12 protein-coding genes and 1 riboswitch are annotated in these 13972 nt (G+C 40.0%); of the genes, 3 read left to right on the top strand and 9 right to left on the bottom strand.

All coding sequences use genetic code 11. The annotated features are described in order from the left end of the window. Window positions 1-11: 11 nt before the first annotated feature. From recC to rppH, 9 genes are all read right to left on the bottom strand, one after another. Window positions 12-3386 (bottom strand): exodeoxyribonuclease V subunit gamma, encoded by a 3375-nt coding sequence (recC, locus tag PSE60_RS00300; RefSeq protein WP_272664262.1) that lies wholly within the window; start codon window positions 3384-3386, stop codon window positions 12-14. Further along, window positions 3364-3750 carry a prepilin-type N-terminal cleavage/methylation domain-containing protein gene (locus PSE60_RS00305; protein WP_210835354.1) on the bottom strand — a complete coding sequence of 129 codons (387 nt, stop codon included), beginning with the start codon at window positions 3748-3750 and terminating at the stop codon, window positions 3364-3366. Before PSE60_RS00305 ends, recC begins: the two co-directional genes overlap by 23 nt. Then, window positions 3747-4190 carry a DUF2509 family protein gene (locus PSE60_RS00310; RefSeq protein ID WP_210835355.1) on the bottom strand — a complete coding sequence of 148 codons (444 nt, stop codon included), beginning with the start codon at window positions 4188-4190 and terminating at the stop codon, window positions 3747-3749. Before PSE60_RS00310 ends, PSE60_RS00305 begins: the two co-directional genes overlap by 4 nt. After that, window positions 4187-4792, bottom strand: coding sequence for a prepilin peptidase-dependent protein (locus tag PSE60_RS00315; protein WP_210835356.1), 606 nt, complete (start codon window positions 4790-4792; stop codon window positions 4187-4189). Before PSE60_RS00315 ends, PSE60_RS00310 begins: the two co-directional genes overlap by 4 nt. After that, the gene (locus PSE60_RS00320; protein WP_210835358.1) at window positions 4786-5271 is read right to left on the bottom strand and encodes a prepilin-type N-terminal cleavage/methylation domain-containing protein; all 486 of its coding nucleotides are present in this window, start codon (window positions 5269-5271) and stop codon (window positions 4786-4788) included. Before PSE60_RS00320 ends, PSE60_RS00315 begins: the two co-directional genes overlap by 7 nt. Window positions 5272-5591: 320 nt before the next feature. After that, entirely contained in the window at window positions 5592-6443 is an 852-nt protein-coding gene (locus tag PSE60_RS00325; RefSeq protein ID WP_115167802.1) for a thymidylate synthase, read from the bottom strand. 118 nt (window positions 6444-6561) lie between these two features. After that, window positions 6562-7458: a prolipoprotein diacylglyceryl transferase gene (gene lgt / locus PSE60_RS00330; protein WP_210835359.1), complete on the bottom strand. Its 897-nt coding sequence runs from the start codon at window positions 7456-7458 to the stop codon at window positions 6562-6564. Between the two features lie 162 nt (window positions 7459-7620). Continuing rightward, entirely contained in the window at window positions 7621-9867 is a 2247-nt protein-coding gene (ptsP, locus tag PSE60_RS00335; RefSeq protein WP_272664263.1) for a phosphoenolpyruvate--protein phosphotransferase, read from the bottom strand. A gap of 3 nt (window positions 9868-9870) precedes the next feature. Continuing rightward, complete coding sequence (gene rppH / locus PSE60_RS00340; protein WP_004908658.1) at window positions 9871-10404, bottom strand: RNA pyrophosphohydrolase; 534 nt, start codon at window positions 10402-10404, stop codon at window positions 9871-9873. Window positions 10405-10516: 112 nt separating this feature from the next. Then, a riboswitch (TPP riboswitch) is annotated at window positions 10517-10614 on the top strand. A 58-nt stretch (window positions 10615-10672) separates the two neighbouring features. Here rppH and thiB point away from each other — a divergent pair. From thiB to thiQ, 3 genes are read left to right on the top strand one after another with little or no spacing between them, the layout of a single operon-like run. Beyond that, entirely contained in the window at window positions 10673-11677 is a 1005-nt protein-coding gene (gene thiB, locus PSE60_RS00345) for a thiamine ABC transporter substrate binding subunit (protein WP_272664264.1), read from the top strand. After that, the gene (thiP, locus tag PSE60_RS00350) at window positions 11653-13257 is read left to right on the top strand and encodes a thiamine/thiamine pyrophosphate ABC transporter permease ThiP (protein ID WP_272664265.1); all 1605 of its coding nucleotides are present in this window, start codon (window positions 11653-11655) and stop codon (window positions 13255-13257) included. The genes thiB and thiP overlap by 25 nt, the downstream gene beginning before the upstream one ends. After that, complete coding sequence (gene thiQ, locus PSE60_RS00355; protein WP_272664266.1) at window positions 13250-13960, top strand: thiamine ABC transporter ATP-binding protein ThiQ; 711 nt, start codon at window positions 13250-13252, stop codon at window positions 13958-13960. Before thiP ends, thiQ begins: the two co-directional genes overlap by 8 nt. Window positions 13961-13972: the final 12 nt, after the last annotated feature.

The raw sequence follows: 13972 nt of genomic DNA on the forward strand, positions 1-13972 counted from the left end.
GTGCTCTCCTGTCATTTCAAGTATTTTGTCATCGGTAATAAAAACCGCTGAGTGTTTGATAACAACGTTTTAATCATCACATCATCAATGCTTCTGCAAACTCTTGACACATAATCGTCTTCCATCTCGCCTCTTTGTATCTGACTTCCTTGTAAGTTTTGGAGCAAAGCAGATAATGCTTTTTGCTGAGTTTCTTCACTCAAAAAATCGTACTGTTTCGTCTTTTTATCAAAACAGGCCTTAACCCAACTCCAACCACTTTGAGAAAGAAGAATTAACGGAGAATTAAACCCCTCACAGTAGCCTACGACTAAATCTTGTAGATAAACCAATGCATCATCTTTGTTAATAGCGGAAAACTGCCAAATACTATTATCTCTTCCTAGTGCAAGGCTTTCCCCTTCACCAATTTGTGAGTTAAATAGCAAATGCTCCACCCATAGCTGCACCCCATCATTAGCGGTTAAGTAAGCCGGACGATAGCGTACCATTCCTGTTTCATGAATATTTTTCAGTAACCCTGTGATTTTTATCCCATTTAACTGAAAATCAAACGGATAATCAAATAGCTGCATATCATATTCTTTAACTTTTTCAGCTAATGGCGATATTTCGTTCAACTGCTGTTCCCAAAAAAGTTGACCAAATTGCCTAGCAGGCAGCTGGCCCGATGCTTTTAAAGCAGAATAAAAAGGCTCAATATTCTTATCTTTGACAAGTAAATCTAAAATTTGATCATTAATTTTATATCGCTGTAATCTACCTAAGTTAAATGGCTCTTCTTCTGGCAGTTCGGTTTCTTCAATAGAAAAATGTACTTTCAAACGCTGTTGGAAAAATGCCCTAATCGGGTGACGATAAAAACGTAATAATTGTTCTAAAGAAATTTCTGTAATAGGTTCACGAATTTCAAGTACTGAACAAAATGGTTCATCAACTTTATTTGTTGTTTTTGCGGCAGGTAACCACTCGCTCGCGAAGCTCTGATAAGGCGTTTCTGGTAAGAAATTTTCTTTTGCGAATGGAACTCTATTATGTTGAATGACCAGATGCTTGCTTAACCGCTTAGCACTTTCATCAATGGTCAACGTTTCATCGCCAACTAAACAAAAGCTTTGGCATATATAATCAATTAATTCAGTTACTAATACTGATGGATTACAAGGTTGATTATCGCGAATAGAAAGCCCGATATAGCTAACATAAAGTTGTTTAGATGCTGAATTCAATGCTTCTAAAAACAGATATCTATCATCGTCCCGGCGTTTTCTATCTCCACGCACAGGCTTTTCAGCCATCAAATCAAACCCTAAAGGCGGTATATTCCGAGGGTAAGCACCGTCATTCATACCCAGTAAACACACAACCTTAAATGGTACCGAGCGCATTGGCATCAAAGTGCAAAAGTTAACGGCTCCAGCCAAGAAACGTTGACTAATCTTTTCATCATCAAAACGAACTGAAAGTTCATCACGAATTAATCGTAACGGAACTTGCTCTTCATATCCTGAAATTATCGCGTTATCAATTATTTGATGCCACTGTTCCGTCAATAGTGCGAGAACCAGTTCAGTTTCACCATCAACCATAAAGCAGCTATCAAGTAATTGCTGGCAAAGTTCTTTCCATTCTGCAAGGGGACGTTCCTGTGCTAGTACAGCGCGCCACTCTCTTAGTGTATTGATTAATAATGCTAATTTCCCGGCAAGCTGAGCCGCTAAGCCACTACACTCATCGTAAGGCAAAATACCATTCCACGGGCCATTTCTACTGTCCATTGCATAGCCAAGCAACATTCTACTTAAGCCAAATTCCCATGTGTTTTGCCCTATCACCGGTAAAGCGAAGGAACGTACATTATCATCATCAAGCCCCCAACGGATCCCTGATTCATTAACCCAGCGGCGTAATAAACTTAACTCACTTTCATCAATACCAAAACGTTGAGAAAAAGCAGAAACCTCAAGTAGACTGAGGACTTGCTCCGTTGAAAAACGGCTCTGAGGTAAATCGAGTAGCATAATAAATGCTTGTAAAATAGGGTGAGCCTGTAGCGCTTTCCTATCTGATATTGAAAAAGGGATATAACGAACTGATGCTGTATTACCAAAAACTGCCTGAATATAGGGAGCATAGCTGTCGATATCGGCAACCATGACTATCACATCACGCGGTGTTAACGATGGGTCTTGCTCAAAGAGAGAAAGTAGATGATCTTGCAATACTTCAACTTCCCGCTGTGCACTATGGCATAAATGGAATGTTATCGAGTCATCTAACTCATTGATTGACCGCTTACCCACACTCGTTTCATAATTTTCTAATGTTGTCCCTAATTGAGCATGATTTTCGAGATCTAAAATATCCTGCTGGATATTCTCTAATAAATTGGCTCGCTCAGTATCAACATAGGCTGAAATTTCATTAGTACTATCGATTTGAGAAATAAAGTATAGGTTGTCTCGGCCTAGCCTTCCCCACGATGCAAGCAGTGGATTTGCAATATCCTGCTCGCCATTTTCATTAAATAAATTAGGAGTATGATCCTCAAGTTTAAAACGAGAAATTTCATGTTTGTCAAGATAATGCCGAAGTTTCCTTTGCTGCAACCTAGCTAAAAATGACGCACTTTGAATGTCTCCCCAATAATAACGACATGGGTTTGTGAACATTAAATGAACATCTGTATGTTCTGCTATTGCATTGATTGCTTGTAAATAAACAGGTGGAAGAGATGAGATACCGCAAATAAAAATACGCTTTGGCAGCATTTTTCCTAAATCAGGATTCGATGATAATGTATCTATAAAATGTTGATATAAATTAGCTCGGTGCCAAGGCGGCTGTTTTAATTCATTTGAATAATCAACAAGGCATTGCCACAAGCGTTTTTGCCACAGTTGATTTTCACTTAGCCCCTCTATTAATTCATTTTTTTGCCATATTTCAACCCATTGTGGGCGATATACCAAATATTGGTCAAATAAATCAGCAATCCTACCTGCAAGTTGATGCAGCTTACGTTTATCTGTATCCTCTTGAAGATAATGCCTTAAAGGTTCAAATTCTTCTTCGTTAATGACAGTTGGCAATATTGTCATTAATTTCCATGTCATTGCTTGTTTGGTATAAGCGCTTTCTTTTGGGATATCAGGTAAGACCCGCCTAAACATATCCCAAATAAATGTTGCAGGTAAGGGATAGTTAATATTTGCAGCGATACCAAACTGCTTAGCAAGTTCGATTTGTAGCCACTGTGACATTCCAGGACTTTGTACTAAAATTATTTCTTGCTCAAAAGGGTGAGAAAGTGGTTCATTTTTCATTAAATGAGTCATTAGATCTTTTAATAAATCTAATTGATTAGAATGATACACTTGAAACATAGTGCTCTCCTGTTGAGCAATACCAACGACTTAATGAAAATGGCTGTTTTTTTACCGTTAACGATACCATTAACTCAGTACAGTTATCGACCCGTGGTATGCGAACTGTTTGCATTTTCCATTCAGGGTAACGCAAATTTGGCCCTATGGAAGAATTTTTCTCCCCTGATATTGGTTCCCCTGACATCACGCTTTTTTCTAATGTGCTATGCAGTACTCTAATTGCCGACGAGTTCATATACAATTGATTAAAATTCAATATGATATATTGCGAATAGTTTACCAAAGCTACCAGTGAAATAGCAAAAATAACCACGCCAATCATTGCTTCAACTAATGCAAACCCTTGCTGCTTTATTTTCACTCGCAAAATCCTTTTTTAATCACTGGACAATAATCTAACCACCCTTTTTCACGAGGAAAAAACTGTCGTTTATTTACATCCAATACCATCCACCGGTAAACTTTAATCTCATTTTCAGAGCGGTAATGGCTTTGTCCCGAAAGTAAGAAAGTCGCCCCTTTATAATGTTTTAAACAACTTTTCCATTGTTGAGTTTCCTCTTTCTGGCAAACCCAATGCCTTAGTTCTCTATGTTTACTATCCCAGTGCAATGTTCCTCCCCATGCAAGGGCTGATTCTGCTTTATTAAATGTATCGAAATACTTGATTTCATTACGCTGCTCGTCTCGAGCTCGTTCTTGGAAGAAATGAACAGATTTAATCAATAATGTGCCTATTGTGATAAAAATAATAACCATCAATAGAGAAACGTTTCCCTGTTGTTGCTCTATGCGCTTCATAAATTTCTAACCAAGGCCGCTATTCGATAATTAAATGTTTGATTAGGTAATAACTCTGTTCTAAGGCTAATTTCCATTTCAAGTAATTGCACATTTTCCCGCCAATTAAATACTAATTTTTTAACCTTGATTAGCTTCTCATCAAATAGCGATTGCCAACGCATTCCATTGCAATCCCTAACATTCCTATTGGTTTCTAATTTTTCATTATTTAACCGATAACCAAAATAATCAGAATCTATTGATTTAGATTTAACATTTTCCCAGCTACCTGATAAATCTTGGTCATAAGCAAAAATAATGCATGAATTGTTCCCTTGGCTTAAAGCCTTAGATGCAATTTTTAAAGGCTCCTTTCCACAATTCAGGCTACTGCAATAACCAATTCTTCTAAAATCTTTTTCCATGTTTATCAATGTTTGTCTTATATCCCTGTCTATTTGATATTGAATATAAGATCGATAAGTTTGTTTAAATAATGCGGGAATGGCGTTCATCGCTGATACACACACAATGCTACTGATAGCCATTGCCATCAACATTTCAATTAGCGTAAATCCTTGCTGCTTTTTTAATTTATCGTTAGTTAAGAGGATTAACATTTCGGCACTCCGGCCATTTTTTTATGGCTACAGCTTCTTATACGACCTAATGAAGAAATATAAATTGTGATTTGCTCACTCTGATTTCTTAGCTCTATACTGAAAGCACGAATAGTTCCCTGTTTTCCATAAAACTGAATTGAAGTACGGCTCGCTTTGCTGAGATCTATTCCCTGGTGCCTTTCTGCTGTTAACTTACCAACTTGCTGCTTGTTATTTGCATCCTTAACAATAAGCTGCCAATCACCTTTCCCAACCTTAACCGATAATATTTGGTACCTATTTAAATAAACCCCTTCTGTCATTTGGCTATAAATAAACTCAGATACTTGCCTAGCAGCATCGATTAACCGTTGTCTTTCTACCTGCTGTTGCCATTGATATAAACCGGACAACATAATGAAAGAGCAAATAAATAAAACAATAAGAATTTCAATTAAGGTGAAACCACGCTGTGCTGTATTTGAATCAATTCTCATCTTGTTGTGACTCCACTTTTTTCATACGCAAGCCTGAGATTGCCAAAAAAAAAACGATATAGCGAGGTTTGTCATTACAAACTGCATAACGTTTCGCAACAAAATAGATAGATTCAGAGCAATACAACTCAATTTGCGAAGCGCCTCGCAAAGAAATAGTTCAATCAAAATAAATACACGAAAGTAAATGACTTATAAGCCAAGATAAATTGCATCAAGGATGATGAGATTGATAAAGGAGGGAAATTAATGGGAAATTAAAAAATAGTACAAAGATGGTTTTCCAATAAAACCATCTTTGTAAAAAATTTATTCACTAATCAAACAGTAAATGGATATTTGATAGCCTCATGGCACTGGTACCCTTCAAGGATAAAATCATCTGAAGTTACCCATGTTTCGAGATCTTCTAATGACTTAATTTTGGGGTTAATAATCAATGAAGGAGAAGCAAAAGGCTCACGTTTTAGTTGGACATCACGCATTAAAGGTAATTGGTTTTCATAGATATGTGCATTCACAATTTTATGATAAGCCTTACCTGCTTTATGCCCTGTAATACGAGCCATTAGAGCGAGTAAAACAAAACATTGTACTTGATTGAAATTTAAACCAAGCGGAACATCACAGCTACGCTGGTAAGATGTTAAATGCAGCGTATCACCCAGTAGTGAAAAAGTATGAGTATGCATGCAGGGACGCAAGCAGCCCATTTCAAATTCACCAGGGTTATAGAAAGTGATGATTTCCGCACGGTCATCAATACCATTTTTTAAGTTATTGACGACTTTTTTCAGCTGATCTAAATGTGTTCCATCTGGGCGTTGCCATGAGCGCCCTTGAACGCCATATACACGCCCCATATCATCTTCACCTTTGCGATGGGGATTATTCAGCCATGCTTGGTTTTCGTTTGCATTAGCATTCCAAGTATTACAACCAATTTCACGAAATTGAGCTGCATTGTCATAGCCACGGAGATAGCCAAGAAGCTCAGCTATCGCCGCTTTATAGAAACTTTTACGAGTCGTAATCAAGGGAAATTGATTATTACCAACATCATATTCAAGGTCAGCGTTAATAACGGTTAAACAACGAACACCTGTACGTTTATTTTCAACCCATTGGCCCTCATCAATAATACGCTGGCATAAATCAAGATACGGCTTCATAGTGACTCTCTTTTTCAAAAATAACTAAGTGGCTAACCTTCGCCTTGTTGTATTTCATTGTTTTATTTACAAAATAGTTATACTCAACAGACTAAGTTAGCCCCAATAAATGGACTAATTAACTCTTTTTAGGCTCTTTTAATGGCTTATGGGCTGGCACATTCTTACCATATTTATAAGCCCAGACAATCATTAGAATGCCAATAATAATCATTGGGATTGATAGAATTTGCCCCATACTAATACCACCAAATAAACCAAGCTGTGCATCCGGTTGCCTAAAGAATTCAACGATAATCCTAAATGCACCATAACCAATCAAGAATAACCCGGAAACACTCCCCATAGGGCGGCGTTTACGCACAAATAAGTTCAAAATAAGGAACAAAACAATTCCCTCTAAGAACATTTCATAAAGTTGTGATGGATGTCTTGGTAGCACACCATACTGCTCTAATATGGGTAATAACGAAGGGTCTTGGGCAGCGAGTTGGATATCTTCACTACGTGAATGTGGGAACAAAAATGCCCATGGCGTATCAAGTGTAACTCGTCCCCATAACTCCCCATTAATAAAGTTCCCGATACGCCCCATTCCTAAACCAAATGGAATCAATGGTGCAACAAAGTCAGAAACTTGCAGAAAACGACGGCGAGTACGATGAGCGAACCACATCATGGCACATATCACACCGATTAGCCCCCCATGGAAGGACATACCGCCATCCCAAACCTTAAAGAGATATAGAGGATCGTCAAGAAAAACAGGGAGATTATAGAAGAAAACATAACCTAGCCGGCCACCGACAAATACGCCAACAAAGCCAACATACAGTAAATTTTCTACTTCATTTTTTGTCCAGCCACTATTTGGTTTTGCAGCGCGACGCCCTGCAAGCCAAAGGGCAAAAACAAAGCCAACAAGGTACATAAAACCATACCAGTGTAACGATACTGGTCCAATCGAAAACATAACAGGATCTATTTCCGGAAATGCTAAGTAGTTGTTACTCATTGTTCCCCACTTTTTAATCATTAAGCCAACTACTCGTCGACTATTACGTATTCAACAGACTTCAATTTGTGAAGCACCCTGAAGCATACAACAAAAAGTATCGTCATTTATACTTGATATTTTTCAACCTAAACCAAATTAAATACTTCATCTTGTTGTAAATTAAATTCCACCACGCACAAAACCACCTAAACGGTGCTGTTCCATAAACTCACTGGCTTCTTGCCTAACGCTATCACAAGTTTCTGCAGCCAATAACTTCGGTGCTAACTCCGACATTAAGGCTGGGTCAAGTTGGCGGATTAAATATTTCATGCGAGGAACACTACGCCCACTCATACTTAAAGAACGATACCCAAGGGCAATTAATACCATTGCGCTAAGTGGCTGCCCGGCCATTTCCCCACAAACGCTGACAGGGAGCTGCAGCCGTTGGCACTCTTCGCTTACTTTTGCTAAAAAGCGCACAACTGAGGGATGAAGATTATCATATAGCGCTGCTACATGGGTGTTATTACGGTCAACAGCAAGTAAATATTGTGTAAAGTCATTAGTCCCAATAGAGATAAAATCAACACGTTTTTTAATTTCAGGTAGTAAAAACAGTAAAGAAGGAACTTCAAGCATAATACCTATTTGAGGCATCTCAACTGGCATTTTTAATAAAACACTCACTTCTTCTCTTGCTCTTTTAACCAGCGAAATTGCTTCGTCTATCTCATTAACACTGGTCACCATCGGTAATAAAATACGTAAATTACCCGAAAGTGTATTTGCCCGTAACATAGCCCTTAGCTGAATCAAAAAGATCTCGGGCTGGTCCAACATGATACGAATACCACGCCAGCCTAAGCTTGGGTTTTCTTCGCTAATTGGCATATATGGCAGCTGTTTATCTGCCCCTATATCAAGGGTTCTTAATACAACAGGCTTGGTAGGAAAAAGTTGTAAAACTTCTTTATAGAGCTGTTTCTGCTCATCTTCTGAGGGAAAACCATTGTGCAGCATAAAAGGCAGTTCCGTACGATACAGACCAACACCATCAACCCCAGTATTGATTTGTTGCTCGTAACGTGGGCTTAAACCTGCATTAAGGTATATATGAACTTTTTCGCCGCCTTTAAGCATTGCATCTTGCTCAAGAGTCCCTTCAGCTAAGCGACTAATGGCATTTTCTTCTTCAATAATTTGTTGATATTCCTGAACAATTAAATTTTCAGGTTCAATAAAGACCTCACCACGGTATCCATCCAATATTAAATGGCGGTTATGTAATAACGAAGGCTCAATATCAGCCCCCATAATTGCAGGGATCCCCATGGCTCTGATTAAAATCGCGGAATGAGAATGTGTTGCTCCGTCACGCACGACCACACCGGCAAGTTGCTCAATAGGCAACTCAGCCAATACGCTAGCACTTAATTCATCAGCAACTAAAATAAAGCGTTCTGGCCATTGTTCATTTGCGGTAAGTGAATCATCAAGATGAAACAATAAGCGTTGACCTAATGCTTTTAAGTCTGCCCCTCTTTCCCTTAGATAGAGGTCACGCAGGCGAGAAAACTGCTCCACATAATTTTCAATAACCGTTTTAACCGCCCATTCAGCGGTTGCATTGTCATTAATAGCGGCAAACAGGTGTTTTTTTAGTTGAGGGTCACTAAGTAGATGATTATAGAGATCAAAAATCGCAGCACTTTCTTTTGCTGAGCTAGCCATAAAACGCTTACTAATACGACGACATTCCGCTGTGGCACTCTCGAGAGCGGCAACAAGCCGTTGTTTTTCTTTATCGATATCAATAGCACTAGCTTGAAAAATACTATCTAAAGAAGGTTGGGAGCTATCTTGCCACCCATAAGCCATTGCAATTCCCTGTGATACCGGAATCGCTTTAATTCTATTTTGCCGATATTGCCCAAAAATACCTTTCGCTTGTGCTTGTGACAAAATCACAGCCAGTTGCATTGACAATGTGACCATGAAAGATTCTTCGGTTTCATTAAACAGCCGCTTTTCCCGCTGCTGTACCACCAGCACGCCTAATAATTGGCGACGATAGACCACGGGAACACCTAAGAAAGCTCTCAAGCGTTCTTCTTTAAGCTGAGGCAGGAATTTATACTGAGGGTGTTCACGAATATCGGCTAGATTGAGCATCTCAGATTGGCGCCCTACCGCGCCTACGACACCTTCATCAAATCCTAGACGAATAGCAATCCCGCTAGGTTTTTTTAACCCGCGGGTTGCCATTAAGTAATAGCATTGGCGAGGGTGATCAGCTAAATAAATGGAACAAACGTCTGTTCTCATTGCTTTGCAAGTCTCATTCACCAACACTTCTAGCGCATCAGTCAAACTTGTCGCCATTGCAACTTTTTCGACAATTTCACGTAAACGCATCAACATAGGCTACTTTGCTCCACGCCTACGGTTATTAAAAGTGGGTCGTTGCGGTAATTTTTGTTCCTGTAAAGGCATAACTACGGGGGCGAATTCTTTCATAACACGCCGATAAACTTCGCGTTTAAAAGAAACTACCTGCCTAACAGGATACCAATAACTGACCCATCGCCAGCCATCAAATTCTGGCGATTTACTGCGCTGCACGTTTATATCGGCATCATTGCATTGAAGTTGGAGTAAAAACCAACGCTGTTTCTGCCCAATACAAACAGGTTTTGTATCCCAACGCACCAAACGCTTGGGTAATTTGTAACGTAACCAATTACGGGTAGATGCCAATAACCTGACATCTTTACGCTGTAGCCCGACTTCTTCGTATAGCTCACGATACATCGCCTGTTCCGGCGATTCCCCGGGATTGATGCCTCCTTGAGGAAACTGCCATGAGTGCTGACCATAGCGGCGGGCCCATAAAACTTGCCCTTGCCGATTACAAATTACAATTCCTACATTCGGGCGGTAGCCATCATCATCAATCACAGACTACCTCAATAACCAAATTTGAAAGATGCCTAATTGTTTCACACATACCTAAACTGGTAAACCTATATCAATACAGTTTGCAGATATGTCTGAAGTCACTACAATAGTGAACATCTCAACGGGGTGCCGAATTTATTTAGGCTGAGAAATAACCCGTAGAACCTGATCCGGTTAATACCGGCGTAGGGATTTGAGCCACCGCCTGCATACCTGCACCGGTTCATCCTCAAATCCTGTGTCACTATCTTTTAGCGCAGGAAAAAGCATGTTTAAAAACAAAATTATAGCATCTATTCTTACCTTTAGTGCACTCAGTTTAAGTCAATTGGCATGGGCTGATAAACCAACGCTTACTGTTTATACCTACGATTCCTTTACGGCAGAGTGGGGACCGGGCCCACAAATTAAAAAGAATTTCGAAGCGCAGTGCGATTGTGAATTAAAAATAGTCGCACTGGGGGATGGCGTAGCGCTGCTAAACAGGCTCAGAATGGAAGGAAAAAAAAGCAAAGCGGATGTGATTTTAGGGTTAGATAATAATTTATTAGATTCTGCTGAAAAAACAGGCCTGTTTGCCCCTGCTGATATTAATACCAAGGCATTAAAACTCCCTATTTCATGGGATAGCTCAATTTTCATTCCCTATGATTATGGTTACTTCGCATTCATATACGACACTAATAAAATTAAACAACCACCAGCCAGTATGGATGCATTATTAAATAGTGAAAATAATTGGAAAATTATTTACCAAGACCCTCGAACCAGTACCCCTGGACTTGGCTTGATGTTATGGATTGAAAAGCTGTATGGCGAAAAATCTGCTGATGCATGGCAAAAAATGGCAGGTAAAACGCTTACCGTAACAAAAGGTTGGAGCGAAGCTTATGGCCTATTCTTAAAAGGAGAAGGTGATTTTGTACTCAGTTATACCTCATCACCGGGCTACCAAATACTCAATGACCAAAAAGATAATTATGCTGCCGCCTTATTTAGTGAAGGGCACTACATGCAAGTTGAAGTGGCTGCAAGGCTAAAAAACAGTCCAGAGCCTGAATTGGCAAAACAATTTTTACAGTTTGTCTTAACCCCTGAATTCCAAAATACCTTACCAACAACTAACTGGATGTATCCGGTCATTGATATTCCCTTACCTGAAGTCTATAACCAGTTACCTCTGCCTGAAAAAGCCTTGCAATTTAGTTCTCAAGAAGTGGCCAAAGAACGCCAAAATTGGACTCGTTTATGGCAAACCGCCGTCAGTCGCTAATTAATTTGTCTCTACTACCGGGGGCATTGGCCTCCGGTTTACTGGTTACCGTTGCACTCATTAGTTTTGGTGCTCTGTGGTTTTTTGCACCTGAAATTTCAATGGCTGATATTATCAGCGATAGCTATTTGTGGCATGTGATTGGCTTTACTTTTTGGCAGGCTTTTTTATCCGCTACTTTTTCTGTAATCCCTGCTATTTTTCTCGCCAGAGCATTGCATCGCCGTCGTTTTTTTGGACGAACTCTATTTTTACGCTTATGTGCAATGACGCTGGTTCTTCCGGTGTTAGTTGCCGTATTTGGTATTTTATCAGTTTACGGGCAAACCGGTTGGCTGGCTAAACTGTGCCAATTACTGGGGCTTAATTACAGTTTTTCGCCTTATGGCCTAAAGGGTATTTTGCTAGCACATGTCTTCTTTAATATGCCGTTAGCAACGCGTATGCTATTACAATCGTTAGAAAATATCGCTATTGAGCAACGGCAAATCGCAGCACAACTGAGGTTTAATGAGTGGCAGCAATTTACTATTTTAGAATGGCCTTATTTACGGAGGCAAATATTACCCACTGCTGCGTTAATTTTTATGCTGTGCTTTGCCAGCTTTGCGACTGTTCTCGCGTTGGGAGGTGGCCCAGCAGCTACCACCATCGAATTGGCTATTTACCAAGCACTTAATTATGATTTTGATTTAGGTCGGGCCACTATTTTAGCATTAATTCAACTCTTCTTTTGTGTCGGTTTGATGTTTATCTGTCACAGAGTAAATAGTGTATTTTCTGTTGGTTTTAGTCATCAGACCCAATGGGTTGACCCTGCTGATAACGCGTTTCGCCGCATTCGTGATTTGTTGCTCATTGCCGCTGCCATGCTATTACTACTCCCCCCGCTGTTCGCGGTTATTTTCGATGGATTAAATGGTCAACTTTGGGCGGTATTGCAGCAACCCGCCTTATGGCAAGCCACGGCAACCTCGGTGTTTATTGCATTGTGTGCTGGCGCTGTCTGTGTAGTACTAACCTTAATGTTATTATGGAGTAGCCGTGAATTGCGCTTACGTCAAGCTGCTCGTCTAGGACAAGCCTTAGAACTTAGCGGGTTAATTATTTTAGCCATGCCGGGTATCGTCCTCGCAACAGGTTTTTTTATCTTTTTTAATGAAACGATAGGCTTACCTGAATCCCCTTACCCATTAGTTATCATGACTAACGCTTTGCTGGCCATTCCTTATGCGTTAAAAGTATTAGAAAACCCCATGCGAGACAGTGCTGAGCGCTATAACCCGCTATGCCAATCACTCGATATTTCGGGTTTTAATCGCTTGCGAATTATTGAACTGAAAGCACTACGCAAACCAATCGCCCAAGCTCTTGCGTTTGCCTGTGTTATCTCAATTGGTGATTTTGGTGTCGTCGCGTTATTTGGCAATGATAACTTCCGCACGCTCCCTTATTATCTTTATCAGCAAATAGGGGCTTACCGATCAAACGATGGCGCTGTGACAGCCATGCTATTGTTATTGCTTTGTTTTTGCTTATTTAGCTTGATTGAACGTATTTCAGGAAAACATCATGATTAAATTGACTCAGCTAGATTACCGATACGACAACCTGACAATGTCGTTTGATTTTTCTGTTCAATCTGGTGAATCTGTTGCCGTTATGGGGCCAAGTGGTGCAGGGAAAAGTACGCTATTAAGCTTGATTAGTGGCTTTCAATTTCCCAATAGCGGTACGATTGTGCTCAATGGCGAAGACCATACCTTTAGCCCACCCGCTAAGCGCCCTGTTTCTATGCTATTTCAAGAAAATAATCTATTTTCACACCTGACGATCCGGCAAAATATTGGCCTTGGCTTACAACCCAATTTGCGCCTCAATAAAACACAAATTCAGCGAGTTGAGCAAATGGCGAGCCGTGTCAGCCTGAGTGAATGTTTAGATAGGTTACCGGCGCAACTGTCGGGAGGGCAACGCCAACGTGCGGCATTAGCACGCTGCATGATCCGTAACCAACCGATTTTACTGCTTGATGAACCCTTTTCTGCTCTCGACCCTGCATTACGCCGAGAAATGCTACTATTACTCAAGGAAATTTGTGCGAAAAAATCAATCACACTGCTAATGGTTTCTCATAATGTTGATGATGCCCTACAAATTGCCCCGAGAACACTGGTTATTGCAGAGGGCAAAATTGCTTACGATGGCGATACCCAAAGCCTATTACAAGGTCAAAGTGCAGCATCTGCTTTATTGAGTATTACAGCCATTTCTAATAATTAGCACTGTATAAAT

Source organism: Providencia sp. PROV174 (genome assembly GCF_028480685.1).
In the GTDB taxonomy this organism is placed as follows: domain Bacteria; phylum Pseudomonadota; class Gammaproteobacteria; order Enterobacterales; family Enterobacteriaceae; genus Providencia; species Providencia rettgeri.

What these genes read in the sequence shown, in the direction of transcription:
- recC (WP_272664262.1), bottom strand. Translation starts at nt 3,386, where the DNA reads ATGTTTCAAGTGTATCATTCTAATCAATTAGATTTATTAAAAGATCTA.
- PSE60_RS00310 (WP_210835355.1), bottom strand. Translation starts at nt 4,190, where the DNA reads ATGAAGCGCATAGAGCAACAACAGGGAAACGTTTCTCTATTGATGGTT.
- PSE60_RS00315 (WP_210835356.1), bottom strand. Translation starts at nt 4,792, where the DNA reads ATGTTAATCCTCTTAACTAACGATAAATTAAAAAAGCAGCAAGGATTT.
- PSE60_RS00320 (WP_210835358.1), bottom strand. Translation starts at nt 5,271, where the DNA reads ATGAGAATTGATTCAAATACAGCACAGCGTGGTTTCACCTTAATTGAA.
- PSE60_RS00325 (WP_115167802.1), bottom strand. Translation starts at nt 6,443, where the DNA reads ATGAAGCCGTATCTTGATTTATGCCAGCGTATTATTGATGAGGGCCAA.
- lgt (WP_210835359.1), bottom strand. Translation starts at nt 7,458, where the DNA reads ATGAGTAACAACTACTTAGCATTTCCGGAAATAGATCCTGTTATGTTT.
- ptsP (WP_272664263.1), bottom strand. Translation starts at nt 9,867, where the DNA reads ATGTTGATGCGTTTACGTGAAATTGTCGAAAAAGTTGCAATGGCGACA.
- thiB (WP_272664264.1), top strand. Translation starts at nt 10,673, where the DNA reads ATGTTTAAAAACAAAATTATAGCATCTATTCTTACCTTTAGTGCACTC.
- thiP (WP_272664265.1), top strand. Translation starts at nt 11,653, where the DNA reads ATGGCAAACCGCCGTCAGTCGCTAATTAATTTGTCTCTACTACCGGGG.
- thiQ (WP_272664266.1), top strand. Translation starts at nt 13,250, where the DNA reads ATGATTAAATTGACTCAGCTAGATTACCGATACGACAACCTGACAATG.